Source organism: Chryseobacterium sp. GP-SGM7 (genome assembly GCF_049166575.1).
Taxonomy (GTDB): domain Bacteria; phylum Bacteroidota; class Bacteroidia; order Flavobacteriales; family Weeksellaceae; genus Chryseobacterium.
Genome location: NZ_JBMHFF010000005.1, coordinates 69,702 through 93,752, shown reverse-complemented (window position 1 = coordinate 93,752; position 24,051 = coordinate 69,702). Strand labels below are relative to the sequence as shown.

General features: G+C 33.4%; 29 protein-coding genes. 10 read left to right on the top strand and 19 right to left on the bottom strand.

All coding sequences use genetic code 11. The features are described from left to right. Window positions 1–2: 2 nt before the first annotated feature. Genes ACOOWA_RS17200 through ACOOWA_RS17190 form a run of 3 tightly spaced genes read left to right on the top strand, consistent with a single transcriptional unit; the run spans window position 3 to window position 2,747 of the window. On the top strand, window positions 3–599 hold the full coding sequence (locus ACOOWA_RS17200) for a riboflavin synthase (protein WP_421377062.1): 597 nt from the start codon (window positions 3–5) through the stop codon (window positions 597–599). Next, a complete protein-coding gene (locus tag ACOOWA_RS17195) occupies window positions 589–2,043 on the top strand; it encodes a sensor histidine kinase (protein ID WP_421377060.1) in 1,455 nt (484 codons plus the stop codon). Before ACOOWA_RS17200 ends, ACOOWA_RS17195 begins: the two co-directional genes overlap by 11 nt. Continuing rightward, window positions 2,043–2,747 carry a tRNA1(Val) (adenine(37)-N6)-methyltransferase gene (locus ACOOWA_RS17190; RefSeq protein WP_421377058.1) on the top strand — a complete coding sequence of 235 codons (705 nt, stop codon included), beginning with the start codon at window positions 2,043–2,045 and terminating at the stop codon, window positions 2,745–2,747. The genes ACOOWA_RS17195 and ACOOWA_RS17190 overlap by 1 nt, the downstream gene beginning before the upstream one ends. Window positions 2,748–2,774: 27 nt before the next feature. Here ACOOWA_RS17190 and ACOOWA_RS17185 read toward each other — a convergent pair whose 3' ends face one another. Both ACOOWA_RS17185 and rpmH read right to left on the bottom strand, forming a co-directional pair. Further along, the gene (locus ACOOWA_RS17185; RefSeq protein WP_421377056.1) at window positions 2,775–3,485 is read right to left on the bottom strand and encodes a cell division ATP-binding protein FtsE; all 711 of its coding nucleotides are present in this window, start codon (window positions 3,483–3,485) and stop codon (window positions 2,775–2,777) included. A 154-nt stretch (window positions 3,486–3,639) separates the two neighbouring features. Beyond that, complete coding sequence (gene rpmH, locus ACOOWA_RS17180) at window positions 3,640–3,798, bottom strand: 50S ribosomal protein L34 (protein WP_034679005.1); 159 nt, start codon at window positions 3,796–3,798, stop codon at window positions 3,640–3,642. A 207-nt stretch (window positions 3,799–4,005) separates the two neighbouring features. On the opposite strand from rpmH, the gene ACOOWA_RS17175 reads away from it, so the two are divergent. Further along, window positions 4,006–5,010: a DHH family phosphoesterase gene (locus ACOOWA_RS17175; protein WP_421377054.1), complete on the top strand. Its 1,005-nt coding sequence runs from the start codon at window positions 4,006–4,008 to the stop codon at window positions 5,008–5,010. Between the two features lie 33 nt (window positions 5,011–5,043). Here the strand turns inward: ACOOWA_RS17175 and ACOOWA_RS17170 are convergent, their stop codons facing one another. The 15 genes from ACOOWA_RS17170 to tilS form a co-directional block, all read right to left on the bottom strand. Then, the gene (locus ACOOWA_RS17170) at window positions 5,044–5,835 is read right to left on the bottom strand and encodes a patatin-like phospholipase family protein (RefSeq protein ID WP_421377053.1); all 792 of its coding nucleotides are present in this window, start codon (window positions 5,833–5,835) and stop codon (window positions 5,044–5,046) included. Between the two features lie 76 nt (window positions 5,836–5,911). Further along, window positions 5,912–6,694: an alpha/beta fold hydrolase gene (locus ACOOWA_RS17165; protein ID WP_421377051.1), complete on the bottom strand. Its 783-nt coding sequence runs from the start codon at window positions 6,692–6,694 to the stop codon at window positions 5,912–5,914. Window positions 6,695–6,705: 11 nt separating this feature from the next. Continuing rightward, the gene (locus tag ACOOWA_RS17160) at window positions 6,706–7,227 is read right to left on the bottom strand and encodes a hypothetical protein (protein ID WP_421377050.1); all 522 of its coding nucleotides are present in this window, start codon (window positions 7,225–7,227) and stop codon (window positions 6,706–6,708) included. A gap of 61 nt (window positions 7,228–7,288) precedes the next feature. Beyond that, window positions 7,289–7,804 carry an ExbD/TolR family protein gene (locus tag ACOOWA_RS17155; RefSeq protein WP_421377048.1) on the bottom strand — a complete coding sequence of 172 codons (516 nt, stop codon included), beginning with the start codon at window positions 7,802–7,804 and terminating at the stop codon, window positions 7,289–7,291. 208 nt (window positions 7,805–8,012) lie between these two features. Further along, window positions 8,013–10,091 (bottom strand): cytochrome c biogenesis protein CcdA, encoded by a 2,079-nt coding sequence (locus ACOOWA_RS17150; RefSeq protein ID WP_421377047.1) that lies wholly within the window; start codon window positions 10,089–10,091, stop codon window positions 8,013–8,015. Between the two features lie 51 nt (window positions 10,092–10,142). Then, on the bottom strand, window positions 10,143–11,195 hold the full coding sequence (locus ACOOWA_RS17145; protein ID WP_421377046.1) for a D-alanine--D-alanine ligase: 1,053 nt from the start codon (window positions 11,193–11,195) through the stop codon (window positions 10,143–10,145). Next, window positions 11,170–11,880, bottom strand: a complete 711-nt coding sequence (locus ACOOWA_RS17140; protein WP_421377044.1) for an NRDE family protein — start codon at window positions 11,878–11,880, stop codon at window positions 11,170–11,172. Before ACOOWA_RS17140 ends, ACOOWA_RS17145 begins: the two co-directional genes overlap by 26 nt. Next, window positions 11,881–12,390: a DinB family protein gene (locus ACOOWA_RS17135; protein WP_421377043.1), complete on the bottom strand. Its 510-nt coding sequence runs from the start codon at window positions 12,388–12,390 to the stop codon at window positions 11,881–11,883. Beyond that, window positions 12,387–12,752, bottom strand: coding sequence for a DoxX family protein (locus ACOOWA_RS17130; protein ID WP_421377042.1), 366 nt, complete (start codon window positions 12,750–12,752; stop codon window positions 12,387–12,389). The genes ACOOWA_RS17135 and ACOOWA_RS17130 overlap by 4 nt, the downstream gene beginning before the upstream one ends. 6 nt (window positions 12,753–12,758) lie before the next feature. Then, the gene (locus ACOOWA_RS17125) at window positions 12,759–13,187 is read right to left on the bottom strand and encodes a DM13 domain-containing protein (RefSeq protein WP_421377041.1); all 429 of its coding nucleotides are present in this window, start codon (window positions 13,185–13,187) and stop codon (window positions 12,759–12,761) included. Window positions 13,188–13,232: 45 nt separating this feature from the next. Then, window positions 13,233–14,147: a hypothetical protein gene (locus tag ACOOWA_RS17120; RefSeq protein ID WP_421377040.1), complete on the bottom strand. Its 915-nt coding sequence runs from the start codon at window positions 14,145–14,147 to the stop codon at window positions 13,233–13,235. A gap of 23 nt (window positions 14,148–14,170) precedes the next feature. Further along, window positions 14,171–14,620 carry a YHS domain-containing (seleno)protein gene (locus ACOOWA_RS17115; RefSeq protein WP_421377039.1) on the bottom strand — a complete coding sequence of 150 codons (450 nt, stop codon included), beginning with the start codon at window positions 14,618–14,620 and terminating at the stop codon, window positions 14,171–14,173. A gap of 10 nt (window positions 14,621–14,630) precedes the next feature. Beyond that, a complete protein-coding gene (locus ACOOWA_RS17110) occupies window positions 14,631–15,593 on the bottom strand; it encodes a redoxin domain-containing protein (RefSeq protein WP_421377038.1) in 963 nt (320 codons plus the stop codon). A 98-nt stretch (window positions 15,594–15,691) separates the two neighbouring features. Continuing rightward, entirely contained in the window at window positions 15,692–16,246 is a 555-nt protein-coding gene (locus ACOOWA_RS17105) for an RNA polymerase sigma factor (protein WP_421377037.1), read from the bottom strand. Next, entirely contained in the window at window positions 16,243–17,595 is a 1,353-nt protein-coding gene (gene tilS / locus ACOOWA_RS17100) for a tRNA lysidine(34) synthetase TilS (protein WP_421377035.1), read from the bottom strand. Before tilS ends, ACOOWA_RS17105 begins: the two co-directional genes overlap by 4 nt. A 50-nt stretch (window positions 17,596–17,645) precedes the next feature. Here tilS and ACOOWA_RS17095 point away from each other — a divergent pair, with 50 nt between their 5' ends. The 6 genes from ACOOWA_RS17095 (at window position 17,646) to ACOOWA_RS17070 (ending at window position 22,545) form a co-directional block, all read left to right on the top strand. After that, window positions 17,646–18,479 (top strand): OmpA family protein, encoded by an 834-nt coding sequence (locus ACOOWA_RS17095; RefSeq protein ID WP_421377034.1) that lies wholly within the window; start codon window positions 17,646–17,648, stop codon window positions 18,477–18,479. Between the two features lie 378 nt (window positions 18,480–18,857). Next, window positions 18,858–19,505 carry an O-methyltransferase gene (locus tag ACOOWA_RS17090; protein WP_421377033.1) on the top strand — a complete coding sequence of 216 codons (648 nt, stop codon included), beginning with the start codon at window positions 18,858–18,860 and terminating at the stop codon, window positions 19,503–19,505. A 71-nt stretch (window positions 19,506–19,576) separates the two neighbouring features. Next, window positions 19,577–20,293 carry an NlpC/P60 family protein gene (locus ACOOWA_RS17085; protein WP_421377031.1) on the top strand — a complete coding sequence of 239 codons (717 nt, stop codon included), beginning with the start codon at window positions 19,577–19,579 and terminating at the stop codon, window positions 20,291–20,293. 6 nt (window positions 20,294–20,299) lie between these two features. After that, window positions 20,300–20,767, top strand: coding sequence for a DUF1648 domain-containing protein (locus ACOOWA_RS17080; RefSeq protein WP_421377029.1), 468 nt, complete (start codon window positions 20,300–20,302; stop codon window positions 20,765–20,767). A 27-nt stretch (window positions 20,768–20,794) separates the two neighbouring features. Beyond that, entirely contained in the window at window positions 20,795–21,310 is a 516-nt protein-coding gene (locus tag ACOOWA_RS17075) for a hypothetical protein (protein ID WP_421377027.1), read from the top strand. Further along, on the top strand, window positions 21,310–22,545 hold the full coding sequence (locus tag ACOOWA_RS17070; protein WP_421377026.1) for a 3-deoxy-D-manno-octulosonic acid transferase: 1,236 nt from the start codon (window positions 21,310–21,312) through the stop codon (window positions 22,543–22,545). Before ACOOWA_RS17075 ends, ACOOWA_RS17070 begins: the two co-directional genes overlap by 1 nt. On the opposite strand, the gene ACOOWA_RS17065 is transcribed toward ACOOWA_RS17070, so the two are convergent. Next, a complete protein-coding gene (locus tag ACOOWA_RS17065) occupies window positions 22,537–23,163 on the bottom strand; it encodes a deoxyuridine 5'-triphosphate nucleotidohydrolase (protein WP_421377025.1) in 627 nt (208 codons plus the stop codon). The genes ACOOWA_RS17070 and ACOOWA_RS17065 overlap by 9 nt on opposite strands. After that, entirely contained in the window at window positions 23,163–23,915 is a 753-nt protein-coding gene (locus ACOOWA_RS17060; protein WP_421377156.1) for a glycosyltransferase family 2 protein, read from the bottom strand. Before ACOOWA_RS17060 ends, ACOOWA_RS17065 begins: the two co-directional genes overlap by 1 nt. Window positions 23,916–24,051: the final 136 nt, after the last annotated feature.

Sequence of the window (24,051 nt, the reverse complement as noted above, 5' to 3'; positions counted from 1 at the left end):
ATATGTTCACAGGAATTATTGAAGCAGTAGGAGTTATTGAAAAAATACATGAGAACGGAACGAATATAGACTTTACACTAAGTTGCCCTTTCACAAACGAATTAAAAATAGACCAAAGTCTAGCTCACAACGGTTGTTGCTTAACAGTCGTTGAGATTATAGGCGATCAATATGTTGTTACGGCAATTAATGAAACATTAGAAAAAACAAATCTGGGAAATTGGAAAGAAGGAAGCGTTGTCAATCTGGAGCGTTGTATGATGATGAACGGAAGGCTTGACGGGCACATTGTACAAGGTCACGTAGATAAAACCGGTGAAATTGTAAGCATCGAAAACAAAGATGGCAGTTATTTTGTTACTGTAAAATATAATTCAGAAGGTAATTTTGTTACAGTTCCTCAAGGTTCAATCACAGTAAATGGAATTAGTTTAACGGTAGCTAAGAGTGAAGATTTTCAATTTTCGGTAGCTATTATTCCTTATACGTGGGAATTTACCAATATGAATTCTCTTCAGGTAGGCGAAAAAGTCAATCTGGAATTTGATATTATCGGAAAATACATTTCAAAATTAGTTAACAGGCAGAATGGCAATTAATAAATATAAAGGATATAGCTTAAGAAACCGTGTATTTTTCGGTTTCTTGCTGATATGTCTTTTAAGTGTCGCTGCATCATCTCTTGTGCCTTATTTTGTTTTACGGAATAATGCGCTTCAGCAGAGTAAGATTGATATGCAGGTGAAAACAAATGCGGTCATGGCTTATTTCGATTATGCTTTGAGCCGTACATCTGTACAAACAGATGATCTGCAGAAAGTTTTAAGCAATAAAATTTTTGAAATTGCAGATATCAATCAGCACGACATTATTATTTATGATTTAAAAGGAAATTACCTTCTTTCGAATAAAGAAAAAGGTCTCATCAATCGAAAGAAGATTCCGATTAAAATAGTCAACAGTATTCTTTCAAAAGAGACCCGGTATGATATTCGAGGGTATGATGCAGATAAAGATGCCGTATATACTTCATCTTATTTGGTGCTTAAAAATAACAATTGGGAGCCAATCGGAATTATCTATATTCCTCTCTATCACAATGAATCTGCATACATGGATGTTCTGCATAAATATGTAATTTACATTCTTCTGGTAGATCTCATCATCATTATTTTCAGTATTTGGCTGAGTTGGGTTACCTCAAATAATTTAGCGAAAAACATCACTAAATTTTCGGATATGATCACGCGAATCACTCTATTTGAGAATGAAATGCGACCAATCAAATATTATAAAAATGATGAATTGAATGCTTTGGCAAGAGCGTATAACAGGATGATCCTTCAGATTCAGGATCAAAAAGAAAGGCTTCGGTTTAAAGCTTCTGAAGAAGCTTGGCGTGAAATGGCAAAACAAGTTGCTCACGAAGTCAAAAACCCTTTAACGCCGATGAAACTGACGATTCAGAATTTTGAAAGAAAATTTGATCCAAACGACCCCAATGTCACTGAACGGGTGAAGCAGATGAGCAAAACAATGGTTGATCAGATTGATGTCATTGCAACGGTGGCTTCTGCGTTTTCTGAATTTGCAAAACTTCCTGAGAAAAATAACGAGGTCATTAATCTGAACAGTGAAATTGATGATATTTTGAGGGTATTTAACGATGATCAGATATTCGTTCATGCCAATAAAAGCAACATTATGATCACGATGGATCGTGTTTTTCTTTCACGAATCATTACAAATCTTGTCACCAATGCGAAACAGGCACAAAGTGACAGCAGAAATCTTTTGGTAAATGTAGATATCGAACAACATCAGAGAAGAGTAATTATTTCAGTTCAGGATAATGGAGTCGGAATTCCGGAAGATATGTATGAAAGAATTTTTGAGCCTAATTTCACATCCAAAAACAGCGGAATGGGACTTGGCTTATCAATGGTACGAAAAATGGTTGAAGATTACAAAGGTGAAATTTCTGTGAAATCTGAAGTTGGCAAGGGATCTACTTTTACAATTACTTTACCGACAAGTTTATAGTGAAATCTTTTAAGTTTAAACAATTTGAAATTCAACAGTCAAAAAATGTTTTCCGTGTTGGGACGGATGGTGTTTTGTTGGGTGCTTTAGCGAATATTTCTAATGCGGAGAAAGTGCTAGAAATGGGGACAGGGACAGGTTTAATTTCTTTAATGTTGGCTCAGAGAAATGCTTCTGCCAAATTTTTAGGAATTGACATTAACAAAGAAGCAGCAGATCTTACTCGTTTAAATTTTAACCAATCTCTTTTTAAACTAAGATTAAAAAATATTCATCAGGATTTTAAAAATTTTGACACAGATGAAAAATTTGATTTAATTGTTTCTAATCCTCCTTATTTTGAAGAATCGAGCTCTGAAAAAGATAAATTGGCGCGGCAAACAATAGAACTAAATTTCCAGCAATTGATTTCAAAATCTTCAAAATTACTTTCTAAGAACGGGATTTTATCAGTAATTATTCCTTTTGAAATTGGTGAAAATTTTATTGAATTGGCTTCTCAAAATCAATTGTTCTTAATTCGGAAAATCAATATTAAAGGAATAAAAAACTCAAAAACAAAAAGATTAATTCTGGAATTTTCTTTAATTGAAAAACCTTTAGAAGAATCAGAATTTATTATAGAAAAAAGTCCGAGACAATACTCGGACCAATATCTTGAACTCACTAAAGAGTTTCATGTATTTAAAGAAATTAGATCTTAATTAGAAGTGTCAAAATCTCTGAATTTTTTATTCAAATAATTCTGCAGTATCAAGCACAGAAACCTTCCCGTCCTCACATCTTATTGCTTCTCCAGGAAAATTTTGTATCATGTGATAATCGTGCGTTGCCATTACAACCGCTGCATGATTGTCTTCGGCAACTTTTTTAAGAAGAGTCATAATTTCATTGGAAGTTTCAGGATCTAAATTTCCGGTCGGCTCATCGGCTAAAATTAGATCAGGATGATTAAGAAGTGCTCTTGCAATTGCGATACGTTGCTGCTCTCCACCTGAAAGTTCGTGCGGCATTTTATGTTTTTTTCCTTTCATGTTTACACTTGAAAGAACTTCGTTGATGCGCTCGTCTATTTTGTGTTTGTCGCTCCATCCGGTTGCTTCAAGAACGAATTTTAGATTTTTTTCAACCGTTCTGTCAGATAACAATTGAAAATCCTGAAAAACAATTCCCAGCTTTCTCCTCAAATTGGGAATTTCTGAAGCTTTTAATTTAGCCAAATCAAAACCAACCACTTTTGCCTGTCCTGCAACTAAGGGGATGTGTCCATAAAGAGTTTTAAGCAATGAGCTTTTTCCGGAACCTGTCTTCCCGATTAAGTAGCAGAATCTTCCTTTTTTAATATTAAGGTTGACATCAGAAAGTACCGTAAAGTTTTTTTGAGCAATCTTTGCATTTTGCAGACTTACAATGCTGTCTCCCGAGATATTTGTATGTGGCATAATTTGATTTTTAAGAGGCTTTTCAGAAAGCAATTTTTCAGATTTTAAAAATAAAAAAAGAAACTTTATAAACCTAAAAATTAATATACTTTAACAACAAAAAATGCCTGAAAAAGTACTTTTCAAGCATAATCTGTATATTGTAACTAAAGAATTATCTTTTAGCTCTTGCAGAACTTACAGTAAGGCTTTTTCTGCCTTTAGCTCTTCTCGCTGCCAAAACTCTTCTTCCGTTTGGCGTAGACATTCTTTCTCTGAAACCGTGCTTGTTTCTTTTCTTTCTTTCTGATGGTTGGAATGTTCTTTTACTCATTACTATATGTTTAAGTCGTAATTATCTATTAATTTTCAGGTTGCAAAGATATAGATTTTTTTATTAGTTGCAAACATATCTTTCTTTTTTTGAAATATTTTTAATATCATTTTTTCATCATTTCAGAAAAACTGTTGGTCTGTAATCTTATATTTAATATTCATTCCGTTTAAAACCTTTATCTTTGGAGACTCAAATTTAAAGAAAATGTTTACACCTGCAGAGCTTTTAGAAATCAATTCACTTCTTGTTCCGGAAAATAAAATTGTAATTATTACCCATTACAATCCGGATGGAGACGCTATTGGCTCAAGTTTAGGCTTAAAACATTATCTGAAAGCTAAAGGTCTGGAAGCTGAAGTTGTTGTTCCCAACGATTTTCCGAAATTTCTGAAATGGATGCCTGAAGCAAAGAAAAATATCATCGGTGAATACAAAAGAAAGATTGCTTTTGATATTATTAATGAAGCAGATGTAATTTTCTGTCTTGATTTTAATTCTCCGGCAAGAATCGGACTTTTAGGAGACTGGTTGATGAGAGCAAAAGCAAAGAAAATTCTTATCGATCATCATCAACAGCCTGAAGATTTCGATTTTGTGTATTCAGATACTATTATTCCGGCGACTTGTCAGATGGTTTATCATTTTATCGAAGCAATGGGTGATGAAAAGCTGGTAAACAAAGATATTGCAGAATGTCTTTATACAGGAATTATGACTGATACAGGAGGTTTCCGTTTCCGTTCTACAAGTGCAACCACGCATAGAATTGTTGCTAACTTGATTGAAAATGGTGCAGATCCTTCTGTGATTACTTCCAATACTTGGGACACGAATACGGTTTCACGTATGCATTTATTAGCTTTAATTTTAGGAAGAATAGAAGTTGTAAATGAAGGAAAAGTTGCGGTCTTATATTTAACAAGAGAAGAACTTCAGGAGTATGGTTTCCAGAAAGGCGATACAGAAGGTTTTGTAAATTACGGACTGAGTATTGTCGGCGTAAGAATGGCGGCGTTCTTTATGGAAGATCTTTATGAAGATTTTATTAAAATTTCTTTCAGAAGTAAGGATGATGTAGATGTCAATCAGTTTTCAAGAAAATATTTCAGTGGAGGAGGGCACATTAATGCAGCCGGCGGAAAATCTATGGAATCTTTACCCGTTACAATCGAAACTTTTAAAAACAGAATTGCTGAGGAAAATTTGTAGTTAGTTAGAAACTCATAATTAATAATTCAAAATTTATAACTTTCTGTAACCTCTTTCCTCAAGGTTATTACACGTATATTCATAAACTTCCTGAAACATCACATCAAGAAATTTTTTGTTGAATAAACTGAACTTCGTCATTTTTGGAGGGTCTAAAAAAATGTCACATTGAGTCGCTTTAGAATAGACGGATTTAGCAATCGCTAAGTGTAAAATCCGGTCAAATTCTTTCATTAAACTCATATTTTCCAATCCGTCATAACTGATAGAGTTGACGTGTGAGCCAATTAAAAAATCACATTTATCAATGATCGGCTCAATGGGTAGATTGTCTAAAACTCCACCGTCAACATAGATTTTTTCGCCAATTTTTACGGGAGGCAATACAAAAGGTACGCTTGAAGAGGCTAAAAGTGGTCCGAAAAGCTGGCCTTCGGAAAAGAAATCTACAATCCCGTGAGTCATTTCTGTAGCTGCAACGTAGAGTGGGATTTTTAAAATTTTAAAATCGTCTTCAGGGAAATGATCATTAAAAAGTTTCAGGATAAATTTAGAACTGAAAATTCCGTTTTTGGAAAGTTTGAGATATGAACGTGAAAAAAAAGTGGTCTCCTGTACAATTTTCATCATTTCATTAGGTGTTTTCCCAAAAGAATAAAACGCTCCAACGATTGATCCTGCGCTTGTTCCTGAAATAATATCGGGTTTCAGATCATATTCTTCCAGAGCTTTAAGAACGGCAATGTGGGCAATTCCACGCATTCCGCCGCCGGAAAGAGTAAGTCCTATAATCGGTTTCTTTTTTGTGAAAGAGAATAAACCCATTGAAAAATTTAAGCCTTACTAAGATACATGATTTATTTGAAAACCTTATTAATTCTGTTTTGTATTGATTTTAAAATTATAGAAGCAGTTTTTTAGGTAAGTGATGTAGAAGTTCGGTATTGATTATTTCGGCACAGATTGCAGGTTTTTCCCAATGACCATTATGTCCGCAATCAAGAACGTAAGATTTTATATTGGTACGGTCCGGAAGATTGTTGATGGTCTTTTCGGTTTTCACGGCATTGTCATGTTTTCCTGCAAGAACTAAAATTTTACATTCTAAAGTTTCTAAAATATGTTTTTTGTCAGTTCTTTCCACCATTCCTTTTACACAGGCTAAAGCTCCGAGATTATTGGTAGAAAGCGCAACTTCTAAAGCAGTTTCTATCTTTCCTTCCAAAACATCTCTTTCGTTGGGATTGAATAAATTCGGAATTCCGGCTTTTGCATAATGTGGAAAAGCATCTTTTATAATTCTGTAGCTTTTTATACGCTGTTCTTTTTTCTCTGCGTCATCCGGAAAATAAGTTGAGAAAAATAAAGTTAAACTCTTTAAAGGTTCAGGAAATTTTTCGGCAAAAGCTAATGAAACATAACCGCCCATCGAATGACCAAGCAAATGTATTTTATCTAAATTTTGATGATCCAGAACTTTCTTTACTTCTTCTGCCATCATTTCCATGGTGTGAACTTCCGAAAGAATATCAGATTTTCCGTGTCCCGGAAGATCTATTTTTAAAAGTGTAAAATCTTCGGAAAGTTTTTTTTCAAGGTCGCTCCATATTGAAATATTCTCCATAAAACCATGAAGCAGAACCAACGTTTCTTTTCCTTCGCCTTTTTTTTCAAAATTGAGCATAACTTTAAAATTTAGTATTGAATGTCGATATAATCTACAAATCCTGAACCATTTACCATATCCTGAAGTCTGTAGGTTTTTCCGCCATCTTTAGACATGAAAGTTTTGGTACCTTTCCTGGTGTACGGTTTTCCGTTGTCGTTTTCCGGAATTTTTTGAGTGATCTCACCGGTAAAATTCATGTGTTTTGGTGAAATTACCTGTGTGAAACCTTTAATAGTTACTGAGTTATTTCCTGATTTTATACTTCCTGAAACATTATAATTATCTCTTTCTCCTTCAATTTTTGTAAAATTTACAGATCCTGAATATTTAGGTGAACTGTCATTCTGATAAATAAATTTGTGACTGCCACTGAAATCTTTAAAACGATTTTGAGATTTAATACTGTCGTTCAGTCTTGTTCTTACAATATTAATAGAGTCTACGATTTTTGTACTGTCAACTTTATTGTTAACTTCTGTAGTTTCTTTTTTTGAGCATGAAAAACTTAGAATACCAATTCCTGCTAAAATTAAAATATTTTTCATCATGGTTTGAAAATTTATGCTCAAATTTATATAAAAAAAGAGCATTATAAAAATGCTCTTCGGTTTATTTTATTACGTTTTCGTAAACTTTCTTTTCCCAGGGTTTGATGTCGCTTATGCCGTATCGATCTTTTTTGGAGATTGAAATATTATCCATCATATCTACAAAATTTTTGTAATTCGCATCATCGGTTGGCTTTACAATGATGGTGAAAATATCTTTTTTCGGAGCTTTTTCGTAAGCGTTAGAAATGATTTTAGAAATATTTACACCATTGTAATCCGTTTCTTTTAGACCGGTTTCTGTTAAATCTTTCGCATTGCTTTGGTGGTAGAAAACTCTGTTGTTTTCTCCGATGATGAAAGTAATTTGATTTTTATCTCCTATTTGAGAAATCGGTCCATCAGTACCTTTTCCAGGCAAACCCAAATCCATCACATTAGGTTTTGAGAAACTTGATGTAAACATGAAAAACATCAGTAATAAAAAATTCAGATCGACCATCGGAGTCATGTCAATTTTTACGTTTTTCTTTTTTTGCTTTCCTCCGGATTTTTCTTGGGTAATAACTTCAGCCATAATTCAGTTTTTTAAATGTTGAACAAATTTTGAGAATCAATGAAATTTTATTTCATTTTAAATTGATTCAATGCAAAGTTTATACCTAAATTTTCATTTTGATGTTAAATTGTTAAAATTTTATCTTGTTTTGATTGTTGATGTATGTTTTAATTAAAAAAGCCTTACCAAAATGAATTGATAAGGCTGAAATTTACAATAGACAATCTTATTTATTATTCTTAAAATAATTGACCCCACATTCCAGGAACTTTTTAAATTTTTCTTTTTCCATATATCCGGAAACTGGTGTATTAATCACTTTTCCATCGGGAGTTAAAAGAACATAATGCGGTTGCGAATTATTATTGAAATTAGCGGTTTGGAATAAACTCCATCTGTCACCAATTGTTTTTACTTTTTTTACTTGCCCGTCTCCTAAATCAATTTTTGTTTTTTGATCTTCAGGAAGTTCTTCTTTGTCATCTACGTAAAGAGAGGCGAGTACGACATCGTTCTGAAGAATTGGTAAGATATCCGGTTCACTCCATACAAATTCTTCCATTTTACGGCAGTTTTCGCAACCATAGCCTGTGAAGTCAATCAAAATGGCTTTATTTTCTTTTTTAGCTATTTCAATAGCCGCAAAGAAATCATGCTCAGGATGCATTCCTAAAATTCCGTCTTTTTCATCGTGGAAATAACTTACGTTTAACGGAGGTAAAATTCCGCTCAGCAATTGTAGTTTCGGTCTTTCGGCAGGTATTAATCCCTGAATTAAATACACCACGAAACCAATTCCCAAAACTCCAAGAACTTTTCTTCCTAAAGAAATTTTCGGTTTTTTATCGTCATGCGGAAATCTTATCAATCCAAATAAATAGATAACCAATCCAATCGCTATAACAATCCAGATTGTGATGAAAAGTTCTCTTTTAATTAAGAAAGTTTTAGAAACCAAATCTGCTTTTGACAAGAATTTTAAAGCTAAAGCCAATTCCACAAAACCTAAAACAACTTTCACGGTATTCATCCAACCTCCAGATTTTGGAAGACTTTGTAAAGCTTGCGGGAATAATGCCAATAATCCGAAAACAATCGCCCATGCCAATCCGAAACCGCCTAAAGCAAATGTCAACAACATCGGAACGTTTGCCGAACCTGTAATCGCACTTCCTAATAAACTTCCCAAAATGGGTCCGGTACAAGAGAAAGAAACAATGACTAAAGTTAAAGCCATAAAGAATATACCAATCATTCCGCCTGCTTCTTCCGCTTTTGAAGATTTGTTGGCAATTGAGCTTGGTAATGTAATATCGTAATATCCGAAGAAACTTCCTGCGAAGAAAATAAAGATGATGAAGAAAACAATATTCAGCCAAACATTGGTTGAAATTTCATTGAAAATATTTCCGGCAATTCCATCAATTAAGTGGAAAGGAACGCTTAATAAAACAAAGATTAAAAAAATAAAAAAACCATAAATTAAGGCATCTCTTTTTCCTTTTGCCGGGTTTTTATTTCCTTTTGTAAAGAAAGAAACCGTTAACGGAATCATCGGGAAAACACATGGTGTTAACAAAGCGATTAAACCACCAATGAAACCTAATAAAAGATAGGTCCAGTAATTTTCGGCGATTTTTGAAGAACCGGTTCCGCAATCTGTCAAAGGATTTGCAATGTCGATGGTTGCAATTTTCAATTGTTTAGGATCGAGTTTAGGAGTGTCAACAATTGTTGTTTTTCCAGTGGCAGTGTTTTCTACAATTGTTTCGGTAGTTTTTACAGAATCTTTTGCCGGTTCTGTTTTTCCATCGGTTGCAACTTCTTCCGTCGCTCCGGTTGGAGTGATTTTTTTATTAAATTCTAAAGTATTTGGAGCCAGACAAACTCTGTCATCACAAGTCTGATACGTGATTTCGGCAACTACATCTCCTGCTTTTGCCGGGTCTTTTAATTTAAATTTTTGCTTGAAACCAGCAGAATTGGAATAGTAAATAATCGTACCGCCAAAAGCTTCAGAAAATTCTTCATGCTTTTTCCCGATTTCCTGAAATTTTCCAATCAGTTCAATATTCTTCCCCGAAACAACATAGTCTGTAGGAATTCCGGTATCTGCAGGAATATCTCTTGAATAAATGTGCCATCCGCTTTCAAGCGTTGCATTCAGAACGGCTTCGTACTGATTATTGCCAAGATCATTGACGGCGAATTTGAATTTTACGGGATTTTTGATTTGTGCCGAAAATCCAAAAGTGATAAAGAAGAAAAGGAGAAACGAAATTTTATAAATTGATGAAGATTTCATTTTTTTATTTTATGTAAATACTATCATACAAAAGTAACTGTTTTTTGCAGATTAATCAACTGAAGAAATCTTCCTCAGTTTTTTTTCAATAGCCAGATTATTTTTCAATGCTAAAAATCCCTCTTTGACGTCCAAATATGGAAAACCTTTTTCGTGATTTTTCCTACTGATTTCAGCCATTATTTTCCAATGTTTTGTGATTTCTTTCCACGCAAAAAACAGGGAATGTTTTGGGTCGTACATATGAGTAGGCTCACTTTTAGAACCGTTGATTTCTATAATTTTAAAATTTTTTCCTTCTTGTAGGAGCTCCAAATTTTCAAACATGACATCCAATCTTCCGAAGTAAAAACCATTCACTTTGGTGCAGATTTCATCTATTTTTTGTTCTAATTTTTCCGTAACTTCAGTTGAAATGTCAATGAATTTTGCGCCTCTCGTATGACTTCCAAACGGAATGAGAATAATTTCTTCGTTTTCGGGAACTATTTCACTCATTTCACTTTCCATTTTCTGTTCTATTGCTTTGATCTGGAATGCACTTCTGGGATTTTCCATCACCAATTCTCTCAACGCTTTTTTGCCGTTTCCTTTTACGGAAAGAAATTCTTTTTTAACCATTCCTGTGATTTTTCCTTTTTTCTCGTCCGGAAATCTATGGTAAAAAATCCCGACTTCATTCTGATAATTCATTTTTTCCTGAATCAGAAAATCACAGTCATTATTATTCTGATAATTTTCCAATTCATCTGAATTTTTAAGTTCAGCAACGCCCAAACCTTTCAATCCGATATTGGGTTTTACAATAACGGGAAAGTTGATTGTTTGTGATTTTAATTCAGATAAAATTCCCTGAAAAGAATGGTCTGAAGAAACAAAAACAGTTTTGGGAATCCAGTTTTCGGGAATCAAATCATAGATTTCTTTTTTGCTTTCCATTGCCATTCCGCCATATTTGATGGAAGGATTCGCACCGTGAAAAAACAACAGCGTTCTTGCTTTATAGGCACAGTACAGCCAAACCGGAAAAAGCGGCAGGTAAATGGAAAAAGTAGACCAGTATTCCCAATGTGCAATTTTATGAAGGCGATGTTTGAGTTTCATTTTTGAGGGAAATTTTTTCGGGTTTTGAATCTGGGTTCAGTCGGTCGTAATGTTTCAGTGTCATTTCATCGGAAATAACGAGCTGTGTCGTACTGATGGTTTGTATCGTATTTTGTCTTTTGATGGTAATTCCGTTTTCCAGATCATCGGTTTTCTGATGGTGGAAATCTAAAATATCTTCTTCGGAAATAGGCTCGATTTGCAGAAATTCTTTGAAAATTTCCTTTCTTTTTTCCTGTGCTTTTGCATCGTACAAAGTTGCGGAAGACCAGATGTACGGAAGATGAGCATCTAATCTTTTAAAATGTTTTTCAGTTCCGTCCCAGCGAAATTCTGCCAATTGGTTTTCCTGAAAAATCACCAGTGTGAAAGGTTCAATGTTTTCCAAATCAATGAATTCTATTGACTTGAAAATATCTTCTTCCGCTATCAAATCCAAAACAATCAGTCCACGGCTTTTCCGGTAATTTGTTTTTACAGGATGATTTTCAAAAGCACCGTTTAATAAAATAATGACATTTTCATTTTCTGAGACCGCAAACCAAGTTCCGTTTTTAGTGGCATCTTTCGGATAAAAAACACCTTTTTCACGATGGATTTCCTGTGCGGAACGATTCGGTTTTTCGTCCCGGTTGGAAGTCAGAACAATTTTATTTTTAAGCGGAAAATAAGTTACAGTACACATTTAATTTAGATTTTGAGTTTCTCGGTATTGAACGGTTGAAGGTGCAATTCCGAAATTTTTGTTGAGCAAATGACTCATTTTAATTTCGTTAAAAGCTACTTTTATCAACGCCTGATGATGAATACAATGCTCAATATTATACAAAAGTTCCCGAAAGAAATTCGTAGGAATTTCCAAAGAGATATTTCCCACAGTCTGATGCATTATCAAATTTTTGTTGGGCAGATTAATACCGGAAAGTATTTCAGAAATAGTCTTTACTGCCTTTTCAGGATTCTTTTCTAATTCCAGATTTCTTTGTCTTTCATCATAATTAATCTGATTTGTATGATAAGAATTCAGTAAAATTTCTAAAAACTCAATAATATGTCTCGTATGACCACCAATTGTAGAACCGTCGAGAGAAGGAATATTTTGCGTGTACATTTTTGCCGAAATTTTCCTCAGCAAGTTCTGTTGTTCGGTTAGAATCTCTTGTAAGATGGCATAGACCGATTCGTGTCTTTTCATACTTTAGTTTTTTTTAATTTAACCAAAAGAATCACACAGAAAACAAGAACGGTTACGGCAAGGAAAAATAGTTTTCCGCCATCGTTGTTGGTTTCGATTCCCAGAATAAAAATGTGCGATGCAATTGCTCCCAACATTGTAAAAAATCCCAATATTGCGCCCCAAAATGTGGTTTTCGGATTCAGAATCAGAACTGCTGTAATCAGTTCCAAAACTCCGGAAAAAATTCTTCCAAAAGGTTCAGCGTGAAGTTGGGAAAAAATGGCAACAGAATCCGGATGAGCCGTAAATTTGAAGAACAAAGTCTGCAGTAAAATAATGGCGGGAATTAATCGTAATGCCCAATTGATATAGTTTTTCATATCTCATTATTTTTTCTCCAATAAAGCGTGAGAAAACAAGTGGTTGTACTGTTGGCAATGCACAACGGCATATTTGTAATCGTCAAAGTTTACGGTACTTGTGAAAGTATAGGTTTGTCCGCCATTCACAGATTTCAGTTTTCCAAGCGAAATAAATTGTGCCGGCTGTTGTTCTTTACTTACATAAACATACAAATCCGGACCGTTGCTAACCGTGAAAGCATCATTGAAAACCAAGGTAAAAGTTCCGTCTTTCTCATAAATTTCGGCTTTTCCGTTGACATTATTTCCGTAAGGTCCCTGCATAAAGTTTCCGGAATATTTTAACATAGCATTTTCGCGAGCCATTTCCATTAAATCTTCTGTTGCGGTGCTTTCTCTGATGCAGGAAACCAAGAGAAGAGAAACGAAAATAAAGGTGATAATTGTTTTCATAATTTTTGATGTTTTTGTTTGTTATAAATTTTCTGATTAAATCAATTAAAATTTAACCTTGTACTCTAAATTGGCAATAAAGCTTCTTGTCAATCCGTCGGGTCTGGCTGTTCTCACAACAAAAGGAACACCCACATTAAGCTGAAGTCCATTCCTGCGGTTGATTTCGTAATCCAGATAAACATTTCCGTTCAACGTTAGTCCTTTTGAATTATTAATCTCTAATTCTACATTGTTTTGATTGGTAAAACGGTCATTCTTCAGGTGATAGATTGGTAAAATACTTGGCGTAAGTCTTAGTTTGGAATTAATATTTAAAGGATAAGAAACTCTCAGCAAAACATCGCCGCTTCTCTGGAATTTATTAGTAGATAAAAATCCTCTTAATGGTGAACTTGCGGGATATTGCGATGCTAAAAAACGATTGTCATTCTGTGTTAATGGCTGTTGAAGAGCTGCAACCAACTGGATTTTTTTGATTTCGTAACCCACTCCCACAATTAAATCCAGCGTTCCTAAGCTGGACTGATAATCCATTGGCAATGGTATATTGTCCTTCGAGTTTCCCGCGCCTGAAAGAGGAATCTTTGTACCCAACGTAAACTTTAATTTTTCATTCGCTTTATAATTGGCATTCAAAAACAAATCAGAAAGTCCAAAAGTGGAAACCTCATTGCCGCTTTGCGCTAAAGTGGTCAGTTTTGCATCAATACCAAATTTATTATTGATTTGTCTGTTGTATTCCACATAATTTCCGAAAACAGAAATTGAGTTATCTGCTTTGCCAAAGAAAATCCCCGTTTTAATCTGATTATGGTAAGTTTTGATGCTGTCGTTGTTATTCGGCTGAAAACTGCTAACCGTACAAAATCCGACATCACTACATCCTTGCGCAATTAAATGATTGCTTTGTAAAAGCAATAAAAATACTGTTCCCAGGAAAGTTTTAAATGTTTTCATAATTTTAATTTTTTTGATGAGGATTAATTGGTCAATTTGTTCCAGTTCTGGTCTGCACTTTTTTTCAGTTTTGCCTCGTTCTTGTTCCACGAAGTCAAGGTGTTGTTGAAAAATTTGTTGTAAAACAGGTAGGTTTTTCCGTCAATGATTTTAAAAGTGTTGGGATTTATTTCTACTTTTTCGCCATAATCTCCCATCGCAAAAGCGCACCAACCGCCGTAAACAGGTTCATATTTAGAAGGATTCTTTTGAAGAAGTTCTTTATTCTTTTCCGAAGAAGTATAATAGATGGCTCCGTTTACATTGACTGCCAGTTCTTTTTTCCCTTTCACTGCTTTTTTCTGTTCGATATACGAAACAGGATCATATCCCTGAATTGCAAGCTTGTTTTCTAAATTTCGATCTTCTGCTTTTTGGCAAAATGCAAAAAATGGAAGCAGAAAAACGAGGATGAACGTGATTGTGTTTTTCATAATTTTTTAATTAAAGCTGTTTTAAAATGTCTTCTAATGAAGCTCTTTCTTTATAATCAGGATTGAAATGTCTCCAGATTATTTTTTGATTTTCATCTAAAATATAGGTGGCGGAAACAGGTAATCTTGAAGAATCATCGGAACGACTTTTCTTGAAATCGTCTCCAAGATGTTTCTCATAGAAATCAATCGTTTTTTTCTCGGGCATATAAAGCACATCAAAAAGTTCTGCAATTCTGTAGTTTTCATCATACAAAACAGAATATGTAGTTTTAGTTTTGCTGATGGTTTTCTCTATAAATTCAGGTTTTTCGGGAGAAATGACGACCAGTCTTGCGTTTTTCGACTGTAATTCGGGAGCAAGATTTTGAAGGCTTTCAATGTATTTGTTACAATATGGACACCATTGTCCACGAATGAAAACCAATACTGTTTTCTTTTTTTCCTGAGATAGAGAAAATGTTTTCTCAAACTGGTCTTTCGCCATAAAATTCGGGATGGTTTCACCCACCATTTTACCTTTTACTTCGTCTAATGTTGGTGTGTCTTTATTTGTGGATTTCTTTGCAAAAACTGATTGTCCTACATTCAGAAATTGTGTAGCGTTGTAATAGCCATATTCGTACTGCACCAGTTCGCCGTTTTGGTCTAAGAAAAGAAAGGAAGGATAATTAACAATTTTGAATTTTTTGGCAAGCTCTGTTCCTTCTTTTTCGGCATCTATATAAAGGCTGATGAAATTTTTATTGAAAAATTCCCCCAGTTCAGGATTCGGGAACGTATTCTTTTTCATCAGCTTACACGGACCGCACCAAGTGGTGTACAAATCGATGAAGATGAGTTTATTTTCCTGTTTTGCCAGTTTTTTGGCTTCTTCTAAATTTTTAGTTTGAAAATTGATTCCGTTTTTGTCTTGTGCGGAAAACGAAATGGCAACTAAAAAAAAGAGCGTATAAATTATTTTTGTGAACATAAGATAAAGTATTTACTTAGAAGTTCCCAAAAACAAAAAAAATCACCCGACGAACAGTGATTTTTTTTAAATTCTATCTAAACAACTGATAATCAGTATTAAAATTTCTCCTCTTTTTTAATTTTCCGGATTTGTTCCACACATTTATGCTTCTGATTTTGCGCATTGTGCTTGCTGGAATATTTGTATTTGTCCTGTATTTCATCCATGTTTTTATTCTTCATAAAAATATCGTGGATCAGGGTTTGGCAATGTGAAGAAATTTTATTGATATAGTCATTAAGCTTATCATAATAATCTCTCTCATTTTCTATCGCTTGGTTGATTTCTTCTTTATTTTCAAAATAATAGCTCTCGTGCATTTCTACAAAAAAGTTTCGGTTGCGCAGTTTTTTCAGCCAAAGGTTCTTAGAAATTCCGGTGACGTAATTGGCAAGACAGGTGTAGGCTTTAAAATCGTCATCGTACAGTTTTTCGTACAGAATAATCAAAGCATCCTGAAAAACATCTTCCGCATCTTCCAGATTTCCTTTGTTTCCAAGAACAAACTTACGGGTGTAGCCAAAATATTTTTGGTACAGAACACCGAAGGCAACATTGTTGTCTTTCTGGAAATCTTCAATCGCTAAAGCGTTTGTTGTTCTTTTGTTCATCTAATAGTAAGAACTTTCTTTGTGTTTTTCGTTACCATAAATCTTCGATCCTGCCTGAAAGGAATAATTCCCAAAACAGAATTTTCACTGTCGGAAAGGAGCCAGATTTCCTGTCTTGCTAAAATAGATATTTTTTCGTCCCTAAAAAACTTAGAAACTTTCTTTTTTCCTGAGAATCCCGCAGGGAAAAATTCGTCACCGTCTCTCTGTCTTCGCAATCGCAATGGAAAGCGAAGTTTTTCTGCATCAAATTCCCAGTTAAAACTTTTATTGATTTGCTCAATTTCAATGATATTTTTGAAATTAACAGCAATCTGGTTTTCAGAAAAATCAAAATTTACCATCAGAAGCAATTCATCTTTATTATTTTTATCAGGTTTTCTTTTATTTTGTAAAATCAGCTCATTATAATTTACGATAAGCTTAAATTCTTTTGAATAAAACAAACTTCCTGTTTCTGCGGTAAAGATTTTCTGAATTTCTCCGGTTTGATTAAATCCGTATTTTTTTAAAATTTCAAATTGAACAAATTCTGTTTCTTGGCTCAGCTTTTCTCTATTTAAAGTAATGTTTTCTTGAGATTTAATTAAAAGTTTTTTTTCAATTTCATCGATTTGATGATTGACAAAATCTTTCGTTTGATTCAAATATAAAACACTTCTTCCAAAGTTTTCCAAAAAATGATCGTTGGTTTCTGAAAGTTTCGGAACGATTTCATTTCTGATTTTATTCCTTAAATAATCATTTTTTTTATTGGAAAGATCTTCACGGAAATCAATTTTGTTTTCTTCAGCAAATCGGTAAATTTCCTCTTTTGAAAATTGTAATAATGGTCGGAGAATATTATTTTCATTCGCCGGAATTCCGCTTAAACCATTAATTCCGGAAGCTTTTGAAAGATTGATAATAAAAGTTTCCAGTTGGTCATTCAGGTGATGAGCTGTTACTAAAAAATCTAAATTTTCCTGCGCTTGAATCTCTTTGAAAAATCTGTAACGAAGTTCTCTTGCCCAAAGCTGAATAGAATTTTCTGGCTTTTCATCTTTCTCAGAAACTTTATATAAATGAAATTTAATATTATTTTTTTTGCAGAAATCTTCTACCACTTTTTGATCCGAATCTGAATCTTCACCACGAAGTTTATAATTGATATGCGCAACCTGAAATTTATATCCCAAATCTCGTAACTTATTAAACAGGAACGCTAAAACCATAGAATCTGCGCCTCCGCTTACTGCTAAAAGATAAGTTTTATTGTCGGAAGTTTTTACAAGATTTTGAAGCTGTTTTTCAAAAGCGAATGGTGAAAGAATCATGCTCAGAATTTCTTTTGTACAAAGATAAACCATATTATTAAAATGAATTTTGTTACCTTTGAAATCGTTTAAAAAGTTTATTTATGAAGATTTTTAAAATTTTGATGGCTTCGGCAGTGGTGTTGGGAATGACATCTTGCGTAAGTAAGAAGCAGTATGATGCCCTAAGTGGCAATTACAAACAGTGTATCGAAAATATTGGTGAAAGACAACGTGAAATTCAGGAGCTGAAAGGTCAGAATTCTACGTTAACTGCAGAAAACAACTTGTTAAAAAGCCAGCATGATGCTTTGAAATCATCGTTGGATGCTTGTCTTTCAAATTCAGGGAAAAGCTCTGCAAATATTGATAAATTGGTTGGAGAAATCAATTCTTCAAACTCTTATATAAAGCAGCTTATCGCTTCAAATGCTAAAAACGACAGTTTAAATTTAGCTTTATCAAACAAACTGAAAAGATCTTTGGATAATGTGACAGATCAGGATGTTCAGGTGAAAGTTCTTAAAGGGGTGGTAATGATTTCATTATCAGATAAATTATTGTACAAAACCGGTGATTACAATGTTTTGCCTGCAGCTCAGGAAGTTTTGGGTAAAGTAGCCAAAGTAATCAATGACTACGATAAATATTCTGTATTGATAGAAGGTAATACAGATAATGCACCATTAAGCTCTGCAAACTTGCCAAGAGATAACTGGGATCTTTCTGCATTGAGAGGTACAGCGATTGCTAAAGTATTGCAAAGTCAGTTTGGTGTAGATCCTGCAAGAATTACAGCGGGTGGTCGTTCTGAGTACAATCCTAAAGCGACAAACATGAGCGTTACAGGAAGAGCTGAAAACAGAAGAACTGAAATCATCATTATGCCTAAGCTTGATGAATTCATGAAATTAATGGATATTACTCCTAAGAAATAATTTCTGATTTTAACAGAAATAAAAATTCCGATAAGCAATTATCGGAATTTTTTATTGTGTTTTTGTCAGACTACATCTTCTTTTTTAAGGAGCAATATAATTTGATTTAAGAAATTACTGCGTTTTCTTTTTAGGATTTTGTGTTGTGCGGAAGGATTGGATTTTGTGTTTTTCTGAGTTCCTTTCGCTGATAATAACTTTATTTTCACCATCTTCATATAGTATTTTTACCTCCTGTCTGTTTCGTTGCAGTGTTGCAAAGTTAACGGAGAACGGTGATCTCGGCAATCCGTGTTTTTACGGTATTTTTTAGCGGAGTTTTAATTTTCCTTAAACACACCGATATATTTTAATTAAATTTGAGCAAATAAAAAAATAATGAGCTTTTTTGAAGAAAAAAATCCTGAAATGGATAGGTATTTAGAAAATCATGCTTCATCCGAGCCTGAAATTCTTAAAAAATTAAGAAAGGAAACTTTTCAGAAAACAACTCAGCCGCACATGATTTCCGGTTATCAGCAAGGGAGGCTTTTAACGATTATTTCTAAAATGCTCAATCCTAAAAATATTTTGGAAATCGGAACTTTCACAGGATATGCAACCCTTTGTCTTGCGGAAGGTTTATCTTCTGAAGGAAAAATTACTACAATTGATGTGAATGAAGATTTAGCTTATTTACCAGGGAAATATTTTTCTGAAAGTGAATATTCTGATCAGATTGATTTTAAAATTCAGGATGCAAAAGAATTTTTAAGAAACACCGATGAGGTTTTCGATTTAGTTTTTATTGATGCCGATAAAGAAAATTATGCTGAATATTTCAGATTAATTAAGCCAAAAACAAAATCGGGTTCTGTAATTTTATTTGATAATGTGCTTTGGTACGGAAAAGTTTTAGAAGAAAATCCTAAGCAAAGATCTACTCAGATTATCAAAGAACTAAACGATTTGATAGCAAAAGATGAAGATTTTGAAAATCTTATTTTACCTTTGCGGGACGGAGTAAATTTTCTTCGCAGAAAGTAAAATAAGGCTAAGTTAAGGTTAAGATTTTCACAACCTGAGCCTAAACCTTAACCTTTTTAATTAAAATATAAATGAATAAAGGAATTTGTATCGTAACTGTTGCGCCTGTTCGTGCTGAAAATTCGGACAGAGCAGAAATTGTGACCGAAATTTTGTATGGTGAAAGTGCAGATATTTTGGAAGTCAATAAAAACTGGACGAAAATTAAAATGCATTACGACGGTTATGAAGGCTGGATGGACACTAAGCAAATCAAACCTGTCACAGAAGAATATCTTGCCAACCGAAAAGTTACTTTAATTACAGAAGATTTCTCTTCAGTAATGACTCTTGATGGTAAAACATTGCTTTCAATGGGTTCTGAAGTTGAATTTCCTGCGGTTGCATCGAGAAGAAGCCATGATGTACGTGAAAGTATTGCTTTAACGGCGAAAGAATTCCTGAATATTCCTTATTTGTGGGGCGGTAAAAGTTTTTTTGCGGTTGACTGCTCAGGTTTTGTTCAGCTTGTATATAAAATTCATAATATAAAAATGCCTCGAGATACTTATCAGCAGGCAGAAGTTGGCGAAGTTTTAAGTTTTGTGGAAGAAAGCCAACCCGGAGATTTGGCTTATTTTGAAAATTCTGAAGGTAAAATTATCCACGTCGGAATTATGCTTGAAAACCAGAAAATCATTCACGCTTCGGGAAAAGTAAGAATTGACACGTTAGATTCCAGCGGAATTTTCAATAAAGAATTAAACAAGCACACTCACAAGCTGAGAGTTATTAAAAGCGTTCTTTAAATTTTTATGGGAAGTACAGTTTTGATAATTTTAGATATACTGAATTTGTTGTTGGTTCTGTTTTTATGGATCTATACTTTCAGAATGTATAAAAAACTTCCTGAGAAAATTCCGACGCATTTTGATTTTGAAGGAAAACCTGATCATTTTGGTAAGAAGAAAATGGCTTTTTTATTGCCAGTTTTATCAAGTATTTTCTATGTCGCTTTCTTTTTTATTACTCAAAATCCTGAAAGCGGAAATTTTCCTATAGAACTTACAAAAGCAAATTATGAAAATCAGTATTTCATTATGATTCTTATGATGAAATGGCTTTTGTTCCTGGTTTTGCTTATGTTTTTAAATATTCAGGATTATATTTTCAGATATAGTTTTAACACTGATTCGAAAGCGAGAGTTCATATTCTATTATTCATACCTGTGATTTTTGTAAGTGTAATGACTGCAATTATTACCGCCTATATTTATAAATAACAACTAAATAATTTTTTAAAACTAAACATGAAAACAACAAAAACATTAGCTCAAATTTCAAGTTCGAAAGGATTTCAGCTTTCTGAAATTTTGGTTAATTGGCAATATTACACGGAAGAAACTGTAATTTTGGCCTATTCTGAAATCAAAAGAAGAGGAATTCAGATTAATGAGGAGATCGAAAAACTAATTACGGCATTTTCTGAAGCTCAAGGTAAATCTATTTCTCAGCTTGAATCTGAATTTTTTCAAAGTAAAAACGTTACAGATTATAAAGATTATTATAATACTTTACCGACGTATTCTGAAATTTCGAATGAAGAAAGTCATAAACTTGAAAAATTAAGACGTGACCAAATGTTTCAAAGACAGGCTCTGGAACAAAAACATGCTAATAAAGATGTTCTTTATGGCGGACTTTGGTTTGTGGGTGGTCTTGTTGTTACCTTAGTTTCTGTTTCAAGCGGAAAAGGCGGTTTTATTGCTTACGGAGCTGTGATTTTTGGCGGAATTCAATTCTTTAGGGGTTTAATGAAGAGTTAATGGGTTTTTTATACTCCATATTTATCAATCTTCTCATTTTCGGAATGAAAATTTTGTCGTTGTTTAACGATAAAACGAAAAAAGGCGTTGAAGGAAGAAAACAATCTTTAGATATTGTAAGATCTGCATTTTCAGCATCTGATAAAGTTTTATGGATGCACGCTGCAAGTCTCGGAGAATACGAACAGGGACTTCCTGTTTTAGAAAAATTAAAAGATAATTTACCGTCTCATAAAATCCTGATTACTTTTTTTTCACCTTCAGGTTACGAAAATGTAGTGAAGAAAAACAATATTGCAGATGTGATTTGCTACCTTCCTTTTGATAAAAAAAATACAGTAAAAGAGTTTGTTTCTCTGTTTGATTGCGAATTGTTTTTTACCGTGAAGTACGATTATTGGTACAATCTTTTGGCTGAACTTAAAAGCAAAAATGTAAAAACCTTCGTTATTTCTGCTTTGTTCTATGAAAGTCAGTCATTCTTTACAAGTTATGGAAAGTGGTTTGTGAAACAACTGAAAGGGAATATTACCTGGTTTTTTCATCAGACAAAACATTCTTACGTTCTGGCTAAAAGTATTGGCTTACTAAATTCTTCGGTAACCGGAGATACAAGATTTGATCGGGTAAAACAGTTGAAATTGAGAGATAATGATGTCGATTTCGTAGAAGAATTTATTGAAGAAAAGAAAGTGATTGTCTTTGGAAGTTCCTGGCAGGCTGAAGAAAAAATCGCAAAAATTATTTCTGAAAATAATTCTGATTTAAAAATGATCATTGCTCCTCACGATTTAAAAAGAGTAGGGCATTTAAAAGAAATTTTCCCCAGTTCTGCATTGTATAGCGAATTGCTAGCAACCAACAACCAAAAACCAACAACCAATATTTTAATTATTGACAGCATCGGAATTCTTTCCAAACTGTATTCTTATGCAGATGTTGCGATTGTAGGAGGAGGTTTTCATGATTCTGGTCTTCATAATATTTTAGAGGCTGCAACTTTCGGTGTTCCCGTGATTTTTGGAAATCAGTATAAGAAAAATCCGGAAGCAGATAATTTAATTTCTGCAAAAGGAGGAAAATCTTTTGAAGATGAAAATTCAGCAGCTCAATTTGTTTTAAACTTAATTAAAGACGAAAAACAATTAAACGAAATGTCTGAAAGTGCAGAGAAATTTGTTGCTCAACAACCCGATTCTTCAAAATTAATCATCGAAAAGATTTTATCACTTTAAAAATCCCTGATTCTTAATATCTTTTATCACTAAATCAAAATGGTCTGGAATTCTATCGGTATTCAACCAATTGAAATCGATTCCGTTGTTGATAAAGAGTTTTTCAAGATAAATATTGTTTGTAATTTTATCGTGGGTTACTGAAAGGTATTCATCAATTTCCATCCAGTAATCTTCGTCTAGTTTTTTAGTTAAAGTTAAAGCTTTTACTATTTTATTAATGAGATAAAGGTAAAGTTTGTAAACATCATTGAATCTTTGTCGGCTCAGTTTATCGTTACTTTCCAGAATTTCATTAATTAATAAAAGGTTTAGAGTGATGTCTCCGAATTTATCGGTGGTTACTTTTACGTGTTCTGTAATTTGAGCACTTATTTTACGGATCAGAACAATGAAATATTTTTGATTGCTAATGTATTTTGAGGCATATTCTACTCTTTCTTTAATCAAATCCTCCATTGCATCACGCTTTTGATCAACGGTTTCTTCATCGATTAATTCGAAATACAATTTTTTAGACAAAATTTCATCTTTTCTCAATAATCTGAAAATCAGTCGGTCTTTTTCCACCGTTGAAAGTTGACTTAAGGCTGCTTTAAATTCTTTAGAATACTCCATTAATTAAATATTTTCGAATACTTCATAAACCCGTTTAATGCCCAATTTGTTGTATAATATAAAGACTTTAATGTTGAAAATCCCATGAAGTCTTTATAGACAAGATACTGATCTTTTACGATATTTTGTTTCTTTCTTGAAATGCTGTTTTCCCGCATTCTGTATCTTGACATTGTTTTTGGAAGCGGTTTTCCTACAGGAATCTTCTTTAATAAATTCAGCCACATCACATGATCTTCTCTTTTACTTCCTTCCGGAAAAAATTCTTTTCCGACTCTTTTAGAATCATACATGGAAGAAAGAAGAGAAAGTCTGCAGGTTTTTAATAAATTATTAAAAGTAACTTCTTTATCAGCTTTAAAATCTTCAATTTTCGGAACTAAATTTTCATCACATCGTGCATAATTAGAATAGGCAATTTCTGCATTTTCTTTCTTCATGAAATTAACCATTTCTTCTATGAAATTCGGTTCCCAAAAATCATCTGCATCCAAAAAAGTAATAAATCTTCCGGTAGCTTGTTTTAAAGAAAGATTTCTTGCGTGACCTGCGCCGCCATTTTTTTCTGCAATCATCAATGTTATTCTGGAATCCTGATGTTTTTGAATGATTTCAGCAGAATTATCGGTCGATTGATCGTCTGTAATGAGCCATTCCCAATCTGTAAATGTTTGATTCATCACCGAGCTGATTGTTTCTTCCAAAAAAAGAGAAGAATTGTAACAGGGCGTAATGATTGAAACTTCAGGCATGTGTTTTTTTTGCAAATATAAGGGTTTGATAATAGAGTAATGTCGGTGAATTTCTAAGAAAATGTAAATTATAGTTCAAAATTCAAAAAAAATGATTGGAATTTTAAAAAAAGTCATAATTTTAAGCCTTGAAAAA

Excerpts from the sequence above, each read along its gene's own strand:
- ACOOWA_RS17200 (WP_421377062.1), top strand. The coding sequence starts at position 3 with ATGTTCACAGGAATTATTGAAGCAGTAGGAGTTATTGAAAAAATACAT.
- ACOOWA_RS17195 (WP_421377060.1), top strand. The coding sequence starts at position 589 with ATGGCAATTAATAAATATAAAGGATATAGCTTAAGAAACCGTGTATTT.
- ACOOWA_RS17185 (WP_421377056.1), bottom strand. The coding sequence starts at position 3,485 with ATGCCACATACAAATATCTCGGGAGACAGCATTGTAAGTCTGCAAAAT.
- rpmH (WP_034679005.1), bottom strand. The coding sequence starts at position 3,798 with ATGAGTAAAAGAACATTCCAACCATCAGAAAGAAAGAAAAGAAACAAG.
- ACOOWA_RS17175 (WP_421377054.1), top strand. The coding sequence starts at position 4,006 with ATGTTTACACCTGCAGAGCTTTTAGAAATCAATTCACTTCTTGTTCCG.
- ACOOWA_RS17170 (WP_421377053.1), bottom strand. The coding sequence starts at position 5,835 with ATGGGTTTATTCTCTTTCACAAAAAAGAAACCGATTATAGGACTTACT.
- ACOOWA_RS17165 (WP_421377051.1), bottom strand. The coding sequence starts at position 6,694 with ATGCTCAATTTTGAAAAAAAAGGCGAAGGAAAAGAAACGTTGGTTCTG.
- ACOOWA_RS17160 (WP_421377050.1), bottom strand. The coding sequence starts at position 7,227 with ATGATGAAAAATATTTTAATTTTAGCAGGAATTGGTATTCTAAGTTTT.
- ACOOWA_RS17155 (WP_421377048.1), bottom strand. The coding sequence starts at position 7,804 with ATGGCTGAAGTTATTACCCAAGAAAAATCCGGAGGAAAGCAAAAAAAG.
- ACOOWA_RS17150 (WP_421377047.1), bottom strand. The coding sequence starts at position 10,091 with ATGAAATCTTCATCAATTTATAAAATTTCGTTTCTCCTTTTCTTCTTT.
- ACOOWA_RS17145 (WP_421377046.1), bottom strand. The coding sequence starts at position 11,195 with ATGAAACTCAAACATCGCCTTCATAAAATTGCACATTGGGAATACTGG.
- ACOOWA_RS17140 (WP_421377044.1), bottom strand. The coding sequence starts at position 11,880 with ATGTGTACTGTAACTTATTTTCCGCTTAAAAATAAAATTGTTCTGACT.
- ACOOWA_RS17135 (WP_421377043.1), bottom strand. The coding sequence starts at position 12,390 with ATGAAAAGACACGAATCGGTCTATGCCATCTTACAAGAGATTCTAACC.
- ACOOWA_RS17130 (WP_421377042.1), bottom strand. The coding sequence starts at position 12,752 with ATGAAAAACTATATCAATTGGGCATTACGATTAATTCCCGCCATTATT.
- ACOOWA_RS17125 (WP_421377041.1), bottom strand. The coding sequence starts at position 13,187 with ATGAAAACAATTATCACCTTTATTTTCGTTTCTCTTCTCTTGGTTTCC.
- ACOOWA_RS17120 (WP_421377040.1), bottom strand. The coding sequence starts at position 14,147 with ATGAAAACATTTAAAACTTTCCTGGGAACAGTATTTTTATTGCTTTTA.
- ACOOWA_RS17115 (WP_421377039.1), bottom strand. The coding sequence starts at position 14,620 with ATGAAAAACACAATCACGTTCATCCTCGTTTTTCTGCTTCCATTTTTT.
- ACOOWA_RS17110 (WP_421377038.1), bottom strand. The coding sequence starts at position 15,593 with ATGTTCACAAAAATAATTTATACGCTCTTTTTTTTAGTTGCCATTTCG.
- ACOOWA_RS17105 (WP_421377037.1), bottom strand. The coding sequence starts at position 16,246 with ATGAACAAAAGAACAACAAACGCTTTAGCGATTGAAGATTTCCAGAAA.
- tilS (WP_421377035.1), bottom strand. The coding sequence starts at position 17,595 with ATGGTTTATCTTTGTACAAAAGAAATTCTGAGCATGATTCTTTCACCA.
- ACOOWA_RS17095 (WP_421377034.1), top strand. The coding sequence starts at position 17,646 with ATGAAGATTTTTAAAATTTTGATGGCTTCGGCAGTGGTGTTGGGAATG.
- ACOOWA_RS17090 (WP_421377033.1), top strand. The coding sequence starts at position 18,858 with ATGAGCTTTTTTGAAGAAAAAAATCCTGAAATGGATAGGTATTTAGAA.
- ACOOWA_RS17085 (WP_421377031.1), top strand. The coding sequence starts at position 19,577 with ATGAATAAAGGAATTTGTATCGTAACTGTTGCGCCTGTTCGTGCTGAA.
- ACOOWA_RS17080 (WP_421377029.1), top strand. The coding sequence starts at position 20,300 with ATGGGAAGTACAGTTTTGATAATTTTAGATATACTGAATTTGTTGTTG.
- ACOOWA_RS17075 (WP_421377027.1), top strand. The coding sequence starts at position 20,795 with ATGAAAACAACAAAAACATTAGCTCAAATTTCAAGTTCGAAAGGATTT.
- ACOOWA_RS17070 (WP_421377026.1), top strand. The coding sequence starts at position 21,310 with ATGGGTTTTTTATACTCCATATTTATCAATCTTCTCATTTTCGGAATG.
- ACOOWA_RS17065 (WP_421377025.1), bottom strand. The coding sequence starts at position 23,163 with ATGGAGTATTCTAAAGAATTTAAAGCAGCCTTAAGTCAACTTTCAACG.
- ACOOWA_RS17060 (WP_421377156.1), bottom strand. The coding sequence starts at position 23,915 with ATGCCTGAAGTTTCAATCATTACGCCCTGTTACAATTCTTCTCTTTTT.